We start from the raw sequence: 18,369 nt of genomic DNA on the forward strand, positions 1-18,369 counted from the left end.
TATGGGCCCGCGGTCGCCGCCGGATTCAGGGTCGAGTCGAAGCCTCGGTGGCGTGCAGCGTGTGGGGGTCGGCTCGGCGCCCTTCGGCGAAGTCGGCGGCGAACTGGCCTGCGCCGATGTCAGCAATGATGCGCGCCTCGATGCGGACGACATCCCCGCGTTCGGCGTCGGGCAGTGGCGCGCCTGCTGACCGGCGCAGTGTGTCGGCGGCGCCGAGTAGCCGTGCGGCGTACGCGGAATCCCCTGCGAGCGAACGTGCTCCGGCGAGGCCTTCGAGTGCGAGTGCGTGGGCGCGTGGATCGCCGGTGCGCAGCGCGGAGTCCAGCCCGCGCAGCTGCAGCTTTTCGGCTTCGCCGGCGTCACCTGCCAGCTCGGCGGTGAAGCCCAGTTCGGCGAGGATCAGCGCGGCGCCGAAATGCGACCCGGCCCGCAGGTGCCAGTCCAGCCACGCGCTGAGGTGTTCACGGGCCGCGCGCAGGTCGCCGCGGCGACGGGCGACGAGGCCGAGCCCGAGTACGGCGGACTCCTCCCCGACGAGATGCCCCTGGCCGACCGCGACCTGACGGGCCCGTTCGTGCAGTTCGGCGCTGTGTTCGAGTTCGCCCCGCAGCAACGCGATCCGGCCCAGCGAGGTGAGCCGCTCACCGACTTCGGTCCACAGTCCCAGTTCCTCGGCGGTGCTCAGGGCAGCCCGGTGGTAGTCACGCGCGACGTCGAGGTCGCCGGTGACCTCGGCATGGCTACCGAGCAGGAATCCCGCGATGCCCTGTCCCCAGCGGTCGCCCACTCGCGCGAACAGGTCCCTGCTTCGTCCGGCGTGCTCGCACAGCCCGGCCAGGTCGCCGCGGGCGAACGCGTCGCGAGCCAGCGATACCGAGGCTGCCGCGACACCCCAGTCATCGGCGTTGCCGGCGAAGGCGTTGCGCAGGTCTGCCGCGTTGTCCATGCCCTGCCGCGCGGCGAACCCGGTGTGGACGTGCGCGAGATACCAGCGGGCGCGCAACTCCGCCGGTGCGAGCCGTTGTGCGACGGTGGTGTCGAGAGTGTGGCTCTCGCCCCCTTCCGTGTCGACGGTGTGGCCGGCGCCGAGCTCGAGGGCACTGCGCCACAGCAGGGCGACCCGGCGTGCGGTCGGGTCGGTCTCGCCGGGCACGGCCAGTGCGATGCCGATCGACCGGATGCCCTCGGCCAGCCGCCCCCGCATCACCCAGTACCAGGCCAGCGCGTTGACCAGGCGCAGCGCGTCGGCGGATCGGCCTGCGGTACGGGCGGTTTCGAGTGCCCGGCGCAGATCGGCCGACTCTGCGTCGAGCCGGGCGAGCCACCGCCGCTGATCGGCGGTGCGCAGCCGCTGGTCGGCGCGTTCGGCCAGGTCGAGGGAGAACGCGAGGTGGCGCAGCCGGGTGTCGAATTCCTCGCCGCTGTCGCGCAATCGGTCGACCCCGTACGCCGCGACCGACTTCAGCAGCCGGTAGCGCGGCCGGGACTCGGCGGCCGGCGTGATGATCAGGGATCGGTCGACCAGGCGAGCGAGCAGTTCCGCGACATCCGACCCGGCGACATCCCCACCCGCGCACACCACCTCGGCCGACTCCAGCGTGCCGCCGTCCGCGTGCGCCGAAAGCCGCCGCAGCACAGCGCGTTCGGGCTCGTCGAGCAGTTCCCAGCTCCAGTCGATCACCGCACGCAGCGTGCGCTGCCGGTCCGGTGCGTCCCGGTAGCCGGCCGAGAGCAGCGTGAACCGGTCCTCGATCCGCTCGGCCAGGGTGTGCACACCCAGCGCGCGGACCCGGGTCGCCGCCAGTTCCAGCGCCAGCGGCACACCGTCGAGGTGGGCGACGATGGCGGCGACCGCAGCGGCATTGTCGTCGGTGACGGCGAAATCCGGTGCGGCGGAGCGGGCGCGATCGGCGAAAAGCCGTGCGGCAGGCGACTTCTCCACCTCGGCCGCGGAGGCATCGGCGGCGGGCACCGCCAGCGGTGCCACCGGCCAGAGGTGCTCGCCCGCGATGGCCAGCGGCACCTGACTGGTCACCAGCACCCGCAGCTCGGGTGCGGCCCCGAGCAGCCGCGAGACCAGCGCGGCGGCCGCGTCGGCGACGTGCTCACCATTGTCCAGCACGAGCAGCACCTGCTTGGCGCGCACCGCCTCGGCGAGCCTGGCCGGCTGAGTCCCGTTGTCGAGCACCGGGAACGGAATCGACCCGGCCGAATCGTCGCGGACCTCGAACGCCGCGGCCACCACCTCGGTGAGCGCGGTCAGCGCACTGTCGTGCTCGGCGCCGAGGCACAGCCCGGCGAGCTCGACGAACAGGACACCGTCGCGCGCCGGATGGGTGGCCGCGGCGGCCAGCGCCAGCCGGGTCTTGCCGACTCCGCCGGGCCCGGTGAGCGTCACCAGCCGTTCGGCGCGGAGCAGCGCATCGATCCCGGCGAGGTCGTCTTCGCGTCCGACCAGTGTCGTCGGTGGAACCGGCACGGTGGGCCGCGGTGTCACGGGTGCCGCGGGCGCGGGACGTACCGGGGCGCCGAGTGCCGGATCCTGTTCCAGCACAGCGCGATGCAGCGCCGCCAGCTCGGGACTCGGATCGAGGCCGAGCTCCTCGGCGAGATGCGCACGCAGGCGTCGATAGGAGTCCAAAGCCTCCCCGTGGCGACCTGAGCGGTACAGCGCCAACATGTGCGCCGCGCGCAACCGTTCACGCAGGGGATGCCGTTCGGTGAGCGCGCCGAGTTCGTCGGCGACCTGATCGTGTTCGCCGAGCGCGATCCTGGCCTGCGCGAGTTCCTCGACGGCGGTCACACGTTGATCTTCGAGCCGCACCACCGGAATCCGCGCGAAGTCGTGATCGGCCAGGTCTGCCAGTGCGGGCCCACGCCACAGCGCCAGCGCTGCGGTGAGCAGCGGTGCGCGGGTGGCGGCATCCTCGGTGGCGCGCGCCTGCCGCAGCAACTCCTGGAACACCTGCGAATCCACCGCGCCGGCGGTGACGTCGAGCAGATAGCCGGGGGAGCGCGACACCAGCAGATCGCGGCCGCCCGCTTCGGCGTCACCGAGGACGCGCCGCAACTGGGAGGCGCGGGTCTGCAAGGAGCCCGCCGGATTGGCCGGCATCGCCGCCCCGCCCCACAGGTCCTCGACGAGCCGGTCGGCGGGCACGATCCGGCCCGGTTCGGCCAGCAGCGCACCGAGCAGCACCCGGACCTTGAGCTCGGGAACCCGGACGGGTTGCCCGTCGTCGGTCCATACCGCCAACGGCCCAAGCACCCCGAAACGCATGTCATCCACCCTAAACGGGGGCGGGGACACGGTGCGCTCGAGGCGATCCTGAGTCGATCCGAAGAGTTCCCGAAGGACCGGTCGGCACGGTGGGTCTCGTTCGAATCCTCCTCGAAGGGAAACCTCCTGATGTCCGCGTTCACCGATATCCCCGAGCGGGCCGGAGCCCGCCAATGGCTGGGGCTGGCGGTTCTGCTCCTGCCGACGGTGCTGCTGTTCCTCAGCATGACCGTCCTGTTCCTGGCCACCCCCTATATCGCCGCCGACCTGTCGCCGAGCAGCGGCCAGCTGCTGTGGATCAACGACATCTACGGGTTCGTCATGGCGGGTTTCCTCGTCACCATGGGCACACTCGGTGATCGACTCGGCCGCCGCAGGCTGCTGCTGGCCGGTGCGGCCCTGTTCGGCGCCGCCTCGGTCGTTGCCGCGTTCGCGCCGGGTCCGGAACTGCTCATCGCCTCGCGTGCGCTGATGGGTCTGGGCGCGTCCGCCGTCATGCCTGCCACCTTGTCGCTGATCACGACGATGTTCCGCGACGATCGGCAGCGTGCCACCGCCATCGGTCTGTGGGCGGCGTCGGTGTCGGCGGGTGTGGCGCTGGGTCCGCTGCTCGGCGGGCTGATGCTGGCCTCGCTGTGGTGGGGCGCGTCCATGCTGATCGGCGTGCCGGTGATGCTGCTCGTCGTGCTCGCGGTGCCGGTCCTCGTGCCCGAATACCGTGCGCCGGAAGCCGGTCGGCTCGATCCGGTCAGTGTCGCGCTGTCGCTGGCTGCCCTGCTGCCGTTCGTGTACGGCGTGAAGAAGCTGGCCGAGACCGGATTCGCCGCCGAGTCGGTGCTCACCCTGCCGGCCGGGGTGCTGTTCGCGGTGGTCTTCGTCCGCAGGCAGCTGCGCCTGGCCGACCCGCTGCTCGACGTGCGGCTGTTCGCGAACCGGACCTTCAGCGGTTCGCTCGGCGTCTACATGCTCGCCGCCATCGCCCTCGGCGGGGTGTACCTGCTGTTCACGCAGTATCTGCAACTGGTCGCCGCCCAGTCGCCGCTGGCGGCCGGGCTGTGGATCCTGCCCGCCGCGATCGGCCTGGTCATCGTCTCTACCGTGACCCCGGCCATCGCCCGCCGGGTCCGTCCCGCCTACCTGATCGCCGCGGGGCTGGCGGTCTCGACCGTCGGCTACCTGGTGCTCACCCAGGTCGACAGCGTCGCGGGCCTGCCGCTGCTCATCGTCGGGTTCTACGTCCTGTACCCGGGCATCGCGCCCGCCATGGCGCTGATCCCCGGCCTGGTCATCGGCGCGGCCCCCGCGGAGAAGGCGGGCGCGGCGTCGGCGGTGAACAGCACCGCCAGCGACCTGGGTGTGGCACTGGGTGTCGCGCTGCTCGGCAGCGTGGGTGCGGCGGTGTATCGCGCCGGGATGCCGGATGCCGAGGGCGCGGCCGCGGAAACCCTGCCCGGGGCACTGAGTTCGGCCGAGTCGCTGCCCGCCGAGGTCGCCGACTCCGTCGTGGCCGCGGCGCGCGAGGCCTTCACGAACGGACTCCATGCCGCGGCCTGGACCGCCGCCGTGCTGTCGGCCGTGGGTGCGGTGCTGGCAGTCGCGCTCCTGCGCCGGATCCCGGCCGGTGCGACATCCGTGCCGGATTCCGAAGCGGCAGTGGAGATCTCGGGTGACGGTGTTGCCGAGCGCGCCACCGTCGCGGTCTGATCACGACCGTCCCGCGCCAACACCTGCGACCACGCGATCCGCGGTACCGATCTTTCGGCGCCGCGGATCGCGTTCGATCTGCCTGCCTGTGATCACTAACTACAGTGTGCAGCACAGTGATTCAGGTCTCCGCTGGCCGACTTGCCGTCGGCCGCCACTGGACGCGATCGCGGCGCGGTCGGCCGCCCGATGCCGATCATCGACAGCGTCACGGTCGCGTGGGCGTCTGCCCACGCGGCCGACTCCACCTAGCGGTCCGGTGCGATGCGTCCGGTCACGACCATCAGCAGTTCCGCCGCAGTGCCGGAAAGCGGGGTGCCGGTGCCTGCGGTCCACCCGGTGTCGGTCGCGGTGAGTGCGTATCCGGCGAACCGCGTGCGGGCGTGGAACGGTGTGCCCATCGTCCACACCCGCTCCAGCGACCACTGCGCGGCCGACGTCGGCATGACCCGGTCGATGCCGAGCGGGATCGCGATGTCCTGACCGTGCACCAGCAGATCCATCAGCCGGTCGATCGGCATCGTCCCGATCGGCGTGATCCGGGAATCGACGGTGGCGCGCAGGTCGGTCAGCAGATCGGCGGTCGGCGTCCGGTCGGCCAGCCGGACGGCGGTGTCGTGGATGAGGCGATCGAGATTCCCCCTGGCCCGGATGAGATTCACGACGAGCGAACCGATCGTGACCTGCGTGGCCAGCACGAGATGCGCGACCACATCCCGTACCCGCCAGCCGTCGCACAGCGATGCGGTGTCCCATGCCGATTCGGGCAGGTCATGCAGCATGCCGACGAGGCTCGCGCGTTCCGCGGCCACCGCCTGCCAGATCGTCTCGGCGGTGGTGTGCTGTTCAGTCATGTGGGTACCGTAGGAACTCCACCGAGGTGGAGGTGCCAGCGACTGTGACCGACAGCACACGTCTGACGATCGGCGAACTCGCCACGCGCACGGGCGTCGCGGTCCGCACGATCCGGTTCTATTGCGACGAGGGCCTTCTCGATGTCTGGCGCACCTCGGCCGGTCATCGGGTGTTCGACCCGTCGGCCGCCGAACGCCTGATGCTGCTGCGCCGCCTGCGTTCGTTCGGCATCGGGTTGGCCGCGATCGGCGACGTGCTGGCCGGAGCGCGGTCGATCGAGGAGGTGATCGCGGCCGAACGCGCCGCCCTCGACCACGAACTGGACGCGCTGAGCCGCCGCCGATCGCTGCTCCGCGCGGTCGAACACGCCGCACCCGGCAGCCTGAATCTGCTTGCCGCCGTGACAGATCCACAGGCGGCCCGCGACGCGCTCGGCCGCTTCTGGCGACGTCAGCTGACCCCGCTGCCCACCGCGGTGATCGACGACTTCATCGACATGAATGTCCCCGAACCCGCTGCCGACGCGCATCCGGAACAGCTCATCGCCTACGCGGAACTCGTTGCCACCGTGACGAATCCGGCGCTCAGCGCGGCCATGTTCGACACCATCCGGCACCGCGCCACCCCCGGCGTCCGTGACGAACGCCGTCTGCTGTTCGAGGTGGCCGATGCCTGCCTGTCGGCAGCGCCGCTGGTCGCCTCGGGCCGCGCGCCCGCACCCGGCGCCGAACTCGACCGCTACGTCGATGCCCACGCCACCGCACGCGGTCTCGCCGACACCCCCGCCTTCCGGCGGCGCCTCCTGGCGGATGCCGAAGGCGCCGACCGGCTCCGGCGGTATTGGCAGCTCACCGCGACCCTCACCGGCGAGACGGTGACCTCCGGCGCCGCGCACCTGTGGCTGTTCGACGCGCTCGCCGCCTCGACCTCATGAGAAAGGGGAGGCCGACGATCCGGCCTCCCCTCGCTCACCGCGGCGAACTCACGGCACGACTTCGACGATGTCGCCCGGCTCCAGCCACTCGTAGTGCGCCTTGGCGCCTTCGGGTGTCAGCCGGATGCAGCCGTGGGACTGCTCCTCGGTGGGGCCGATGTGGTAGGCGATGTCGCCGTTGAAGAACACCGCGTACTCCATGGGCGCGTTGTGCAGGGTGCTCCAGTGGAACGGCTTCTTGAACGCGACCTTGAAGACACCGGGCGGGGTTTCGTACCCCGGCCTGCCGTGCGACATCGGACTCGGCCCGAAGGTCACCGTGCCCTTGTCCATCAGCCAGGCGTTGTTGGTGGACAACTGCAGGCAGGCGCGTGCCTTCTCGCTACACGGCGCGACGACCGGTTCCGGCGGGGGCGCCGGAATGATGGCCGGAACGCCGGGAACATCGGGTCCGCCGGGCCACAGTGGTTCGGCCTGTACCGGTGCCGCGACAGCCGCGCCGGCCACCGCCGCGCATATCGCCGCCTGCACAGCCCAGCGGGGGATACGACTACTACTCACGAAATCTTGCCTCTCTCGCCGCGCTCACCCCTGGCCGTCGTGCGCCCAGAACATGAGCTTTCAACATCGACACAAGCCTCGGAAACATGGAGGTATCAGTGATCATGAAGTATTGCGATCGTGTTGAGCAAGCCCGCGACGCCGCGTCCGGCGTGGCGTTTCGCGGCCCGCGAGGGAAGGATCGACGTAGCGCTTGACCACTTAGGTAAGCCTGACCTATGCTCATCTCGGCGTATGGATGAGCCGGTGGTCCCGAGGGCTGCGGTCGACCCCCTCATTCCTGCCGCGGCGGGCTCCGTCCCAGTGACGGGGTCCGCCGCTTCGTCTCCCGGGGTGCCGGGCGCGGAATCCGATGGTGTAGACCGGAGCGTATGACCGACAACACCCTGTCACTGGCCGAGATCACCCCGGAGCTGATGACCAAGGCCAGCGAAGGCACCTTCACCGATCTCATCGGATTGCGCTACACGGAGGTGAGCCCCGACCGGGTGCGCGGCGAATGGGAGGTGCGCCCGCAGCTGCACCAGCCCGCGGGCATCCAGAACGGCGGCGTCTACTGCACCATCATCGAAACTCTCGCCAGCGTCGGCGCCGGCGTCTGGTTCGGCGAGCGCGGCTCCGTCGTCGGCGTCAACAACAACACCGACTTCCTGCGCGCGGTTCGCGACGGCATCCTCACCGGCGAGGCCACCCCCATCCACCGCGGCCGCAGCCAGCAGCTATGGGTCGTGGTGATCACCGACGCCGAGGGCCGCACCGTCGCCCGCGGCCAGGTCCGCCTGCAGAACCTCGCCGCCTGACTCAGTCTTCGGTGGTGATCCGCCACCCCTCGCGGCCGAGGACGTCGACGACCAGCGCGCCGATATTCCAGGCGTCGTCCTCGCCGCGATGATGGCGGCCTTCCAGCGGCAGGCCCGCGATATGCAGCGCACCGGCCATCCCTTGCCGCTTGCGCAATCCGTACGACTCGGCGAACACCTGCTTGGCATTGGTGTGCAGCCTGCCGAACGGATACCGCACGCCGGTCGCCGCGCACTGGGCGCGGAACTGCTTGCGGTCGTAGTCACCCCAGCTCGCCCACGGCCGCGACCCCGCCGCGAACTCGGTCGCCAGCAGCAGGCAAGCCTCGGCGAACTCCACCCCACCGTCGACCTGCTCCTGGGTGAGGCTGGTCAGCTCCGTACAGAACTCGCTCACCGTCGACCGAGCGGGCCGCACGAGAATCCCGTGCCTGCTCACCCGCGTCCGCGTCGCGAGATCGACCACGGTCAGCCCGATCTCGATGATCTCGCTGCTCTGTCCGGCGGGCACCGCTCCCGCCCAGCACGTCGCCTCCACATCGACCACATTGAGCAGCCCCGTCTGCGTATTCACGCCGGTGACGCTACCGCTCGAAGAGTCTCGGATTCCCCTGGTTTTTCGTGCCGGGCGTCGATGCCTCCAGCAGAGCAGCCGGAACCGACCGGGCGGTGTGACCGCACAGCGGGTTCGCGCGGCGCGTGCCAGAATGTCTGGTCATCCGACTAGTCCACCGCCGAGGAGACCCGATGCGCCTGTCGCCGCACGAGCAGGAACGGCTGCTGCTGAGTTACGCGGCCGAACTGGCCCGCCGCAGGCAGGCTCGGGGGCTCAAGCTCAATCATCCCGAGGCGGTCGCGCTGATCACCGATCATGTGCTCGAGGGTGCGCGGGACGGGCGGACCGTGGCCGAGCTGATGTCGTCGGGGCGGTCGGTGCTGACCCGGGACGAGGTGATGGAGGGCGTGCCGGAGATGATCCATGACGTGCAGGTCGAGGCGACCTTCCCCGACGGGACCAAGCTCGTCACGGTGCACCACCCGATCGGATAGGTGACGAGCATGATTCCCGGTGAATACCTCTGTGCCGAGGGCACGATCGAACTGAACGCGGGCGCGGTCCGCCTCGAACTCGGGGTCGTCAACACCGGCGACCGGCCGGTGCAGGTGGGCAGCCACGTGCATTTCCCGCAGGCCAACGCCGTCCTCGACTTCGACCGCGCGGCCGCGCACGGCCACCGGCTCGACATCCCCGCGGGCACCGCCGTCCGGTTCGAACCCGGTCTGCTGCAGCGTGTTTCGCTCGTCCCGCTCGGCGGTACGCGCGAGGTGTACGGGATCAGCGCCAACCCGCCGGGTCGCCTCGATGCGTGACCACACGAACCCCTCGGGAGAGAACCGATGACCGAACTGAGCCGCGCCCGCTACGCCGAGCTGTTCGGGCCGACCACCGGCGACCGCATCCGGCTCGCCGACACCGACCTGATCATCGAGATCACCGAGGACCGCAGCGGCGGACCGGGTCTCGCCGGTGAGGAAGCCGTGTTCGGCGGCGGCAAGGTGCTGCGCGAATCGATGGGTCAGTCGCGGGCCACGCGTGCCGACGGCGCACCCGACACCGTCATCACCGGTGTCGTGATCATCGATTACTGGGGCATCGTCAAGGCCGACGTCGGCATCCGCGACGGCCGCGTCTGCGGCATCGGGAAAGCCGGTAATCCCGACACCATGTCGGGCGTGCACCCGGACCTCGTCGTCGGTCCGTCGACGGAGATCATCGCGGGCAACGGCCGCATCCTCACCGCGGGCGCCATCGACTGCCACGTGCACTTCATCTGCCCGCAGTTGATGGACGAGGCGCTCGGCGGCGGCATCACCACGCTCATCGGCGGCGGCACCGGCCCGGCCGAGGGCTCCAAGGCCACCACCGTCACTCCCGGCTCCTGGCATCTGGCGCGGATGCTGGAATCCCTCGATCACTGGCCGATGAACATCGTGCTGCTCGGCAAGGGCAACACGGTCAGCCAGGAATCCATGTGGGAGCAGTTGCGCGCCGGCGCTTCGGGTTTCAAGCTGCACGAGGACTGGGGTTCCACGCCCGCCGCGATCGATGCGTGCCTCACCGTCGCCGACGCGGCGGGCGTGCAGGTGGCGCTGCACTCGGACACGCTGAACGAGGCCGGGTTCGTCGAGGACACCGTCGCCGCCATCGCCGGTCGCGGCATCCACGCCTATCACACCGAGGGCGCGGGCGGCGGGCACGCGCCCGACATCATCACCGTCGCTTCGCATCTCAACGTGCTGCCCAGCTCCACCAATCCCACCCGGCCACATACGATCAACACCCTCGACGAGCACCTCGACATGCTCATGGTCTGTCACCACCTGAGCCCGTCGATCCCCGAGGACCTGGCCTTCGCCGAATCGCGGATCCGGCCGTCCACCATCGCCGCCGAAGACCTGCTGCACGACCTGGGCGCCATCTCCATGATCGGCTCCGACTCCCAGGCCATGGGCCGCATCGGGGAAGTGGTGCTGCGCACCTGGCAGACCGCGCACGTGATGAAGCGGCGTCGCGGCGCCCTGCCCGGTGACGGCGCGGCCGACAACGCCCGCGTGCGGCGCTATATCGCCAAATACACCATCTGCCCGGCGATCTCGCACGGTCTCGATGCCGAGATCGGCTCGGTGGAGGTCGGCAAGCTGGCCGATCTGGTGCTGTGGGAGCCCGCGTTCTTCGGTGTCCGCCCGCATGCGGTCCTCAAGGGCGGCATGATCGCCTGGGCCGCGATGGGTGACGCCAACGCGTCCATCCCCACCCCGCAGCCGGTGCTGCCGCGCCCCATGTTCGGCGCCGCGGCGACCGCTGCCGCGGCCACGTCACTGCACTTCGTCTCCGAGCAGGCCATCGACGACGGTCTCGCGAACCGGCTGAACGTGCGCCGAAAGCTGGTGCCGGTCAAGAATGTCCGCCAGGTCACCAAGGCTGACATGCCGCACAACGACGCCATGCCGCACATCGAGGTCGACCCCGACACCTTCACGGTCCGCGTCGACGGCGAGGTGTGGGCCGAGCAACCGGCCACCGAGCTGCCGATGGCCCAGCGCTACTTCCTGTTCTGACGGCGATGCCCCGCCGACCACAGTGTCGGCGGGGCATCGCGTGCGGCGCGCTCAGTCGAACGAGCAGCCGCTGACCGGCTTGTCCGCAAGCCGGTCCAGCAGGTAGGTCACCGCGTTGTCGGGACCGAAGCCGTCGATCAGTTCCGGACCGAAGTGGTTCGGAATCGTCGTGCCCGGCAGGATCGGCGGCAGCTCGTTGGTGCGGAAGGTGACGGTGGCACCCTGGCCGCACCAGTCCTCGGCGAGGCGGCGGGCCTGCCCGTAGGGGACGGTGTCGTCGTTGCGGCCGCTGGTGATGAGGACCGGGGTGGCCGGCTTCATGCTGCCGATGCGCAGCTCCGCGAGCACCGGTGCCGCCTCCGGCATCTCGGCGAGGTGCTCGGTGAGCGAACGGCCGTCGATGGTCAGCGAATTCGTCTTCAGGAACGGGTGATACGTGATCAGATCGGCCACGCAGGATTCGCTCAGGGTCGCGAGCATGGCGCGTCCGGAGGGGCTGATCACCCGGTCCACCGCCTGGTGGAGTTCGGGGTAGCGGGCGAGCATGGCGTTGACCCCGAATCCGATCGCGCCGCCGATCAGCGCGCCGTCGATGCGTTCCAGAATCTCCGAGAGGTCGGCGACCGGACCGCCTGCCCAGGTGCCCTTCAGATTCAGTTCCGGCGCGTACTCGGGCTGCATCTCCGCGGCCGCCGCGGTGGCGCCGCCGCCCTGTGAATAGCCCCAGAGGACCAGGGGAGTCTCGGGTCCGACACCGCCGAGCGCGTTGGCGGCGCGCGCGCCGTCGAGGATCGCGTGGCCGCTCTCGAACCGGTTGGCGTAGGTGTGGATGCCCGGGGTGCCGAGACCGATGTAGTCGGTGATCAGCACCCGCGCGCCCAGCGCGGTCCACACCGCCGAGGACGGCAGTTCCTGATTCGCCGACAGACCCAGCGGATCGGCGGTCACCGAGATACCGGTCGAGAACGCCACCGACATCGCGCACCGGTCCGCCTGGCCCGAGGTGCCGGGCCCGATGACCACGGTCGGCCGCGGTCCGGCGCCCTGCCAGGGATTCTTCGGTTCGATGTAGGTGCCGCTCACCGCGACGGGGGAGCCGTCCTGCAGCCGCGAGGTGTACATGACGTGCTGCGCCTGCGTCGGCCAGCCCGCCGCGGTCGGCGGCGTCGCGAGAATCGTCATCGGCTGCGTCTTCACGATCGCACCCGGCGTCTCCGGAATCGCCGCGGGCGGTGTGTAGAAGGCGTTCATCGGCTCCGCCGCCACCTGCTGGGCGCCTGCTCCGTGACCCGCCACTGCCGCCAGACACGCCACCGCCGTCAGCGCCGCCCGGCGCGCCAGCGATCGTGATTGCCGCATATCACTCCCATCGATGCCACGTCCGCACCGTCGCGGACGTGTTCTGAGCCGCAGCGGAGGTAGATCATGACCCAGGTCACGGCGCAGCGGCGTACCGGACGGTAACACGGTTACCGCACGCCGGAAAACCCGGGCTGGCACACTGGCGCCTATGACGGACAACGACTGGGCCGGTGTCGACCGCTATCTCGTGGACGCGCTCATCGGGGACGACGGCGCTCCGGCGCTCGCCGCGAACGCCGACGCGGGCCTGCCCGCGATCGATGTCTCCCCGCCCCAAGGCAAGTTCCTGCATCTGCTCGCCCGGAGCGCCGGTGCCCGGCGGGTGCTCGAGGTCGGCACGCTCGGCGGATACAGCACCGAATGGCTGGCGCGGGCGGTCGGGGACGAGGGCACCGTGGTGACCCTCGAGTTCGAGCCGCGCCACGCCAAGGTCGCCCGGGAGAACCTGGACCGGGCCGGGGTCGGTGCGCGGGTGGACATCCGGGTCGGGGCGGCGCTGGACACCCTGCCGGAGGTCGCCGAGGACGCGACCGAACCGTTCGACCTGGTGTTCATCGATGCCGACAAGGTCAACAACGCCAACTACGTGCAGTGGGCGCTGCGGCTGACCCATCCGGGGTCGGTGATCATCGTCGACAATGTCGTGCGCGGTGGCGCGGTGGCCGACGAGCATTCCGAGGATCCGAACGTCCGCGCGAGCCGCGAACTCGTCGAGTTGCTCGCCGCCGAGCCGAGCCTGGACGCGACGGTCGTGCAAACAGTCGGCTCCAAGGGCTGGGACGGTTTCGCCTACGCGGTCGTCAACGGTCCCCGCTCCTGAAGGCCGCAGGCGCGGTAGAGTGGGGACTCCTTCCCACGCCGCACCCGGTACGGGTTCACCCACCGGCAACGCGCGCGGCGACTACTGGGCGAACGGTATTCATCACCGGTTATCCGCCCTCGATAGCGTGGTGGTACTCGGAAGGAGCCCGGCGTCATGGAATTCCGACACCTCATTTCGTTCATCACCATCGCCGAAGAGTTACATTTCGGTCGCGCAGCGCAGCGCCTTCATCTGACCCAGCCAAGTCTCAGTGCCCAGCTGCAGAAGCTGGAGAAGTCGCTCGGCGTCCAACTGGTCGCCCGCAACTCCCATGAGGTGCGGCTGACCCCGGCGGGACGGGAGTTCGAACTCCAGGCCCGCCAGATCGTCGCCCAGCTCGACCGCGCCGCCCAGGCGGCCAAGGCGACCGCCGAAGGTCGCGCGGGCAGTCTGAACATCGGCTACAACCTTCCCGCCAGCAGACATGTGCTGCCGGAGGCCCTGACCAGGATGACCGAACGGCACCCCGACATCGTGGTGTCGCTGTGGGAGAAGCGGACCGGGCCGCAGCTGGCCGGCCTCGCCGACGGCTCACTCGATCTGGCCCTGGTCTACGGTCACCCCAGCACCGCGGACTTCCGGTATCGCCGTCTGCTGCACCGGGTTCCGCTGGTGGCCGTCGTCGGGAGACGACATCGGTGGGCGGACCGGCCAGGTGTGCCGTTCGCCGAATTACAGAGCCAGGACTGCGTGTTGTTCGCGCGGGAGCAATGTCCCGCGATGTACGACACGATCCTGCGCTCCGCGGCCGAGACCAGGATCTCGCTCAACGTCACGCATTCGGCGGACGACCCCGGCGCCACCGCGCACATGGTCTCGGTCCGTCCCCTGGTCGGGTTCGCCTCGCTCCCGCGGGCGATTTCGATGGGAATGGGTGTGCCGGGCAGTAGTTCGGTGGCGGTGAAATTGTTCGATCCGGTGCCGACCCTGGATTTGCACGCGGTGTGGCGTGCCGACGAACCGAATCCCGCCGTGTCGCTGTTCCTGGAATGCATCGAATCGGCACAGATAGATGATGCCCGGGCATTGTCGGCCTGAACCCGTCGATAGGACATGACTCTCGTGCGGTAGGAACGGCGATGACGGCGGCGACGGGAATGGTTGCCGCCGTGAAGAATTCATTTCGTGAACACAGTGTCTGTCACCGCGAACGGATTCGTTCCATCCGATACCTCCAGCCTGTACGCGATTGTTTCCGAAGCGGCCCGGCGTGACCCCGCGCGCCATTCCCTGTGTGCCGCCGACGGAACCCAGCTGACCACCGGCGAACTCGACACCCGGGTCCGCGCACTGGCCTCGGCGCTGCTCGACCGATCGGTCGCCGCGGGTGATCGCGTGGCTGTGCTCGGCCGCACGAGCCTGGAGTGGGCGCTGCTCGACTGTGCCGCCCTGGCCGTCGGCGCGGTGATCGTGCCGGTGTACCCGACCTCGTCGCCCGCGCAGATCGAACACATCCTGCGTGACAGCGGCAGCCGCTTCTTCGCGGCCGAAACCGCCGACGACGCAGCCCGTTTGGTCGCGGCCGGTGCGGCCGAGGGCACGGTGTGGTCCTTCGACGACCTCGGCGCGTGGTCGACGGGCGAGGAGCATCCGGCGCTCGACGAGCGGATCGCGGCGGTCGGCGCCGGCGATCTGGCGATGATCGTCTACACCAGCGGCACCACCGGTCTGGCCAAGGGCTGCATGATCAGCCACCGCAATATGTATGTCACCGCCGCGAACACCTCCCGGCAGACCGGCGCGCTGTTCGACGGCACGACGGTGCTGGCGCTGCCGCTCTCGCACGTGTTCGGCCAGACGATCCTGTTCGCCTGCCTCTACGGCGGCAGCCGCACCCATCTGCTGCCCGGCGTGCCCGATCTGGTGCCCGCGCTGGCCCGGCTGCGCCCCACGTTCCTGGCGCTGATTCCCTACGCGCTGGAGAAGATTCGCAAGCACACGCGCGCGCTGCTCACCGCGGAGCAGGAGGCGGAGGCGGTCGAGCGTGGCCTCGCGCTGCTGTCCGACGGCGCGGTGCCCGCCGCGGGCGACGACGCCGTGTCCGCCGCGTTCGGCGGTCGGTTGCGCTACGTGATCTCCGGTGGCGCGTCCCTCGACGACACCACGGCGGGCTTCTACGCCGGCTTCGGCGTGGTGATCCTGAACTGCTACGGCCTCACCGAGGCGGCCACCGCGGTCACCGTGAGCGCGCCGGCCACCAACCGGCTCGGCACCGTCGGCCGCCCGATCCCCGGCACCGAGGTCGGCATCGGCGCCGACGGTGAAGTGCTGGTCCGCGGCCCGCATGTCTCGCCCGGCTACTGGGGCGCGGCCGCCGACCAGCGGCCCGTCGACGACGAGGGCTGGCTGCACACCGGCGACATCGGCGAACTCGACGACGGCCACCTGCGGATCACCGGGCGCAAGAAGGAGATCCTGGTGACCTCCGGCGGCAAGAACGTCGCACCGACGCCGCTCGAGGACCGCGTCCGGCTGCATCCACTGGTCAGCAACTGCATGGTGGTCGGTGACGGGCGCCCGTTCGTGACCGCGCTGATCACCCTCGACGCCGACCGTGCGGCGAAGTGGCGTATCGACCATCCCGACGACGATCCGGCCACCGAGATCCAGGCCGCCGTCGACGACGCCAACTCACTGGTGTCGCGTCCCGAATCCATTCGCGCATTCCGCGTCGTCGACGGCGATTTCACCGTCGACGCCGGCCTGCTGACCTCGTCGTTGAAATTGCGCAGGGCCGCGATCGCCGAAACCTATTCCGCGGAAATAGATCAGCTGTACGTGTCGCGCGGGTAACACGGCGCGAAATTCCCTCCACGGTCCCGCCGACGATAGCCGGGACCGATCGGCCGATGAATTGCGGTGGCCCGCCATGGTTTCCGCAATACACCGGCGACAGACTCGAAATCGGAATTCGACCACCGAAAGTGATCACATCATGTATGACGTCATCGTCGTCGGAACCCGGGTCGCGGGCTCGCCCCTGGCCATGCTGCTGGCCCGTCAGGGCTACCGGGTGCTCGCCGTGGATCGCGCGACCTTTCCCAGCGACACCCCGTCCACGCACTACATCCACCAGGCCGGCCTCGGCTTTCTGAAGTCCTGGGGCCTGCTCGACGCCGTGGTGGCCACCGGCTGCCCGCCGATCCGCCACCTCGAGTTCACCTATACCGACATCGTGATCCCGGGCATGGCCGATCCGTCGGCCGACGGCATCGACGCCGTGTACTGCCCGCGCCGCACCGTGCTCGACAAGATCCTGGTCGACGCGGCGGGGGAGTCCGGCGCCGAGGTGATCGAGGGCTTCACCGTCACCGGGCTGCTGCGCGACGGCGACCGGGTCGCCGGTATCCGCGGCCGCGTCGGTGAGGGCCCCGAGCAGGAGTTCCGCGCCGAGCTCGTGGTCGGCGCCGACGGCTCGAACTCGATCGTCGCCAAGGAGGTCGGCGCGGCCACCTACGAGGGTTCGCCCGCCGCCTGCTTCATCTACTACTCGTACTACGAGGGCGTCGATTGGGGCATGCACCACCGCACCGGTTTCGGTGAGCAGCAGTTCGCGTCCTGGCCGACCAACGACGGCCTGGCCCTGGTCGCGGTCATGCGCAAGCGCGACCGGTTCCGTGACTTCCGCACCGATCCCGATGCGGGCGTGCAGGAGATCGTCGACCAGATCGACCCCGAAATCGGTGCGCGCCTGCGGGACACCGGCAAGCGTGTCGAGCCGTTCCGGCCGATGCTGTACCCGGACAACTACCGCCGCCAGTCCTTCGGTCCCGGCTGGGCGCTGGTCGGCGACGCGGGCTACCACAAGGACCCGTTCACCGGCTGGGGCATCACCGACGCCTTCAAGTACAGCCAGCTGCTGGCCGACCTGGTGCACGAAAGCCTCTCGGGCGCACGCCCGTTCGAGGAGACCATGCCGGAGTACCAGCGCGAGCGCGACGCCCAGAGCGCCAGCACCTACGAGCTGACCCAGTCCATCTCCGACCTCACGCTGACGCCGTACTACGACTCGGTGTTCCGCGCGGCGAGCAAGAGCGAGCACTACTCGAAGAAGTTCTTCGGTCTGATCGCCGGGCTGTACCCGCCGGACAAGTTCTTCGGCGAGGAGGAGCTGGCCGCGCTCTACGAAGAGGTGAACTTCCCCGTCGCCGACCGGCACGTGGTGAATACCGGAGTCTCGGCATGAACGGTCAGCGCCCGGAGGCGGTAGCGCAGCGTCACCACGCAGGGCGCCCGGGCATGCCGCAGGAGGTGGCAGCATGATCACGGCCGGCCTGACGGCGCTCGGCGACAGCTTCGTGGAAGGCCGGGGCGACCCGGCCGCGGCGGGCGGCTACCGGGGCTGGGTGTCGCGGCTGGGCGGCCAGCTCGGCCTGCGCCCCACCACGATCCGCAACTTCGGCACCCACGGCGCCACCACCGGCGATGTCGTCGCGGGTCAGCTGCCGGCGGCGACGAGCGCCCGGGCCGGCCTCTACGGTGTGGTAGTCGGCGTGAACGACCTGGTCAGCGCGTACGACGAGGACCGTTTCGCCGACAACCTGCACACCATCTTCACCACCCTGCGGGCGGGCAACGCCACCGTGTTCACGGCGACCTACCCCGACATCCCCGCCCGGCTGCCCGTCCCCGACGGCTTCCGCGCCCTGCTGCGCGAGCGATTCGCCGTCGCCAACGAGGTGCTCGCCCGCGTCACCGCCGACACCGGCACCCTGCTGCTGGATATCGCGGCGCACCCCGACTGGGCCCGGCCGGAGGTGTGGACCGCCGACGGTCTGCACCCCAGTCCGGCGGGCCACCGCCTCTTCGCCGCCACCGCGGCCGAACTGATCTCGTCGACCACCGCCACCACTGTCGCCGCTTGAGTGTCGCGACTGCCCGTTTTCGAGAG

Annotated in this window: 16 protein-coding genes; 11 read left to right on the forward strand and 5 right to left on the reverse strand. The window is 70.1% G+C overall.

The window, feature by feature from the left end; genetic code table 11:
• Window positions 1-25 precede the first annotated feature (25 nt).
• Complete coding sequence (locus ACFVAV_RS10155) at window positions 26-3,280, reverse strand: BTAD domain-containing putative transcriptional regulator (RefSeq protein ID WP_379032910.1); 3,255 nt, start codon at window positions 3,278-3,280, stop codon at window positions 26-28.
• A gap of 129 nt (window positions 3,281-3,409) precedes the next feature.
• On the opposite strand from ACFVAV_RS10155, the gene ACFVAV_RS10160 reads away from it, so the two are divergent.
• Window positions 3,410-4,984 carry an MFS transporter gene (locus tag ACFVAV_RS10160; protein WP_379032913.1) on the forward strand — a complete coding sequence of 525 codons (1,575 nt, stop codon included), beginning with the start codon at window positions 3,410-3,412 and terminating at the stop codon, window positions 4,982-4,984.
• Window positions 4,985-5,232: 248 nt separating this feature from the next.
• Here the strand turns inward: ACFVAV_RS10160 and ACFVAV_RS10165 are convergent, their stop codons facing one another.
• Window positions 5,233-5,838: a maleylpyruvate isomerase family mycothiol-dependent enzyme gene (locus ACFVAV_RS10165; protein WP_379032916.1), complete on the reverse strand. Its 606-nt coding sequence runs from the start codon at window positions 5,836-5,838 to the stop codon at window positions 5,233-5,235.
• Between the two features lie 44 nt (window positions 5,839-5,882).
• Here ACFVAV_RS10165 and ACFVAV_RS10170 point away from each other — a divergent pair, with 44 nt between their 5' ends.
• Window positions 5,883-6,773, forward strand: a complete 891-nt coding sequence (locus ACFVAV_RS10170; protein ID WP_379032918.1) for a MerR family transcriptional regulator — start codon at window positions 5,883-5,885, stop codon at window positions 6,771-6,773.
• Window positions 6,774-6,821: 48 nt separating this feature from the next.
• On the opposite strand, the gene ACFVAV_RS10175 is transcribed toward ACFVAV_RS10170, so the two are convergent.
• Window positions 6,822-7,334, reverse strand: a complete 513-nt coding sequence (locus ACFVAV_RS10175) for a L,D-transpeptidase (protein WP_379032921.1) — start codon at window positions 7,332-7,334, stop codon at window positions 6,822-6,824.
• A gap of 416 nt (window positions 7,335-7,750) precedes the next feature.
• On the opposite strand from ACFVAV_RS10175, the gene ACFVAV_RS10180 reads away from it, so the two are divergent.
• Window positions 7,751-8,134 (forward strand): PaaI family thioesterase, encoded by a 384-nt coding sequence (locus ACFVAV_RS10180; protein WP_379033593.1) that lies wholly within the window; start codon window positions 7,751-7,753, stop codon window positions 8,132-8,134.
• Between the two features lies 1 nt (window position 8,135).
• Here ACFVAV_RS10180 and ACFVAV_RS10185 read toward each other — a convergent pair whose 3' ends face one another.
• The gene (locus ACFVAV_RS10185; protein ID WP_379032924.1) at window positions 8,136-8,708 is read right to left on the reverse strand and encodes an exonuclease domain-containing protein; all 573 of its coding nucleotides are present in this window, start codon (window positions 8,706-8,708) and stop codon (window positions 8,136-8,138) included.
• Window positions 8,709-8,881: 173 nt separating this feature from the next.
• Here ACFVAV_RS10185 and ACFVAV_RS10190 point away from each other — a divergent pair, with 173 nt between their 5' ends.
• The 3 genes from ACFVAV_RS10190 to ACFVAV_RS10200 are packed head-to-tail and all read left to right on the forward strand — an operon-like array spanning window position 8,882 to window position 11,254.
• On the forward strand, window positions 8,882-9,184 hold the full coding sequence (locus tag ACFVAV_RS10190; protein WP_379032927.1) for an urease subunit gamma: 303 nt from the start codon (window positions 8,882-8,884) through the stop codon (window positions 9,182-9,184).
• A gap of 9 nt (window positions 9,185-9,193) precedes the next feature.
• Entirely contained in the window at window positions 9,194-9,505 is a 312-nt protein-coding gene (locus tag ACFVAV_RS10195; RefSeq protein WP_379032930.1) for an urease subunit beta, read from the forward strand.
• Between the two features lie 27 nt (window positions 9,506-9,532).
• On the forward strand, window positions 9,533-11,254 hold the full coding sequence (locus ACFVAV_RS10200) for an urease subunit alpha (protein ID WP_379032933.1): 1,722 nt from the start codon (window positions 9,533-9,535) through the stop codon (window positions 11,252-11,254).
• 51 nt (window positions 11,255-11,305) lie between these two features.
• On the opposite strand, the gene ACFVAV_RS10205 is transcribed toward ACFVAV_RS10200, so the two are convergent.
• Complete coding sequence (locus ACFVAV_RS10205; RefSeq protein WP_379032936.1) at window positions 11,306-12,613, reverse strand: lipase family protein; 1,308 nt, start codon at window positions 12,611-12,613, stop codon at window positions 11,306-11,308.
• Window positions 12,614-12,764: 151 nt separating this feature from the next.
• Here ACFVAV_RS10205 and ACFVAV_RS10210 point away from each other — a divergent pair, with 151 nt between their 5' ends.
• The 5 genes from ACFVAV_RS10210 to ACFVAV_RS10230 all read left to right on the forward strand — a co-directional run bounded on the left by ACFVAV_RS10210 (window position 12,765) and on the right by ACFVAV_RS10230 (window position 18,343).
• Window positions 12,765-13,436, forward strand: a complete 672-nt coding sequence (locus tag ACFVAV_RS10210; RefSeq protein ID WP_379032939.1) for an O-methyltransferase — start codon at window positions 12,765-12,767, stop codon at window positions 13,434-13,436.
• Window positions 13,437-13,592: 156 nt separating this feature from the next.
• Window positions 13,593-14,516, forward strand: a complete 924-nt coding sequence (locus tag ACFVAV_RS10215) for a LysR family transcriptional regulator (RefSeq protein WP_379032941.1) — start codon at window positions 13,593-13,595, stop codon at window positions 14,514-14,516.
• 87 nt (window positions 14,517-14,603) lie between these two features.
• A complete protein-coding gene (locus ACFVAV_RS10220) occupies window positions 14,604-16,271 on the forward strand; it encodes an AMP-dependent synthetase/ligase (RefSeq protein WP_379032944.1) in 1,668 nt (555 codons plus the stop codon).
• A gap of 142 nt (window positions 16,272-16,413) precedes the next feature.
• The gene (locus tag ACFVAV_RS10225; protein WP_379032947.1) at window positions 16,414-17,664 is read left to right on the forward strand and encodes an NAD(P)/FAD-dependent oxidoreductase; all 1,251 of its coding nucleotides are present in this window, start codon (window positions 16,414-16,416) and stop codon (window positions 17,662-17,664) included.
• A gap of 73 nt (window positions 17,665-17,737) precedes the next feature.
• A complete protein-coding gene (locus ACFVAV_RS10230; RefSeq protein WP_379032950.1) occupies window positions 17,738-18,343 on the forward strand; it encodes an SGNH/GDSL hydrolase family protein in 606 nt (201 codons plus the stop codon).
• Window positions 18,344-18,369: the final 26 nt, after the last annotated feature.

This window comes from Nocardia sp. NPDC057663, from assembly GCF_042799895.1.
Lineage (GTDB): Bacteria > Actinomycetota > Actinomycetes > Mycobacteriales > Mycobacteriaceae > Nocardia.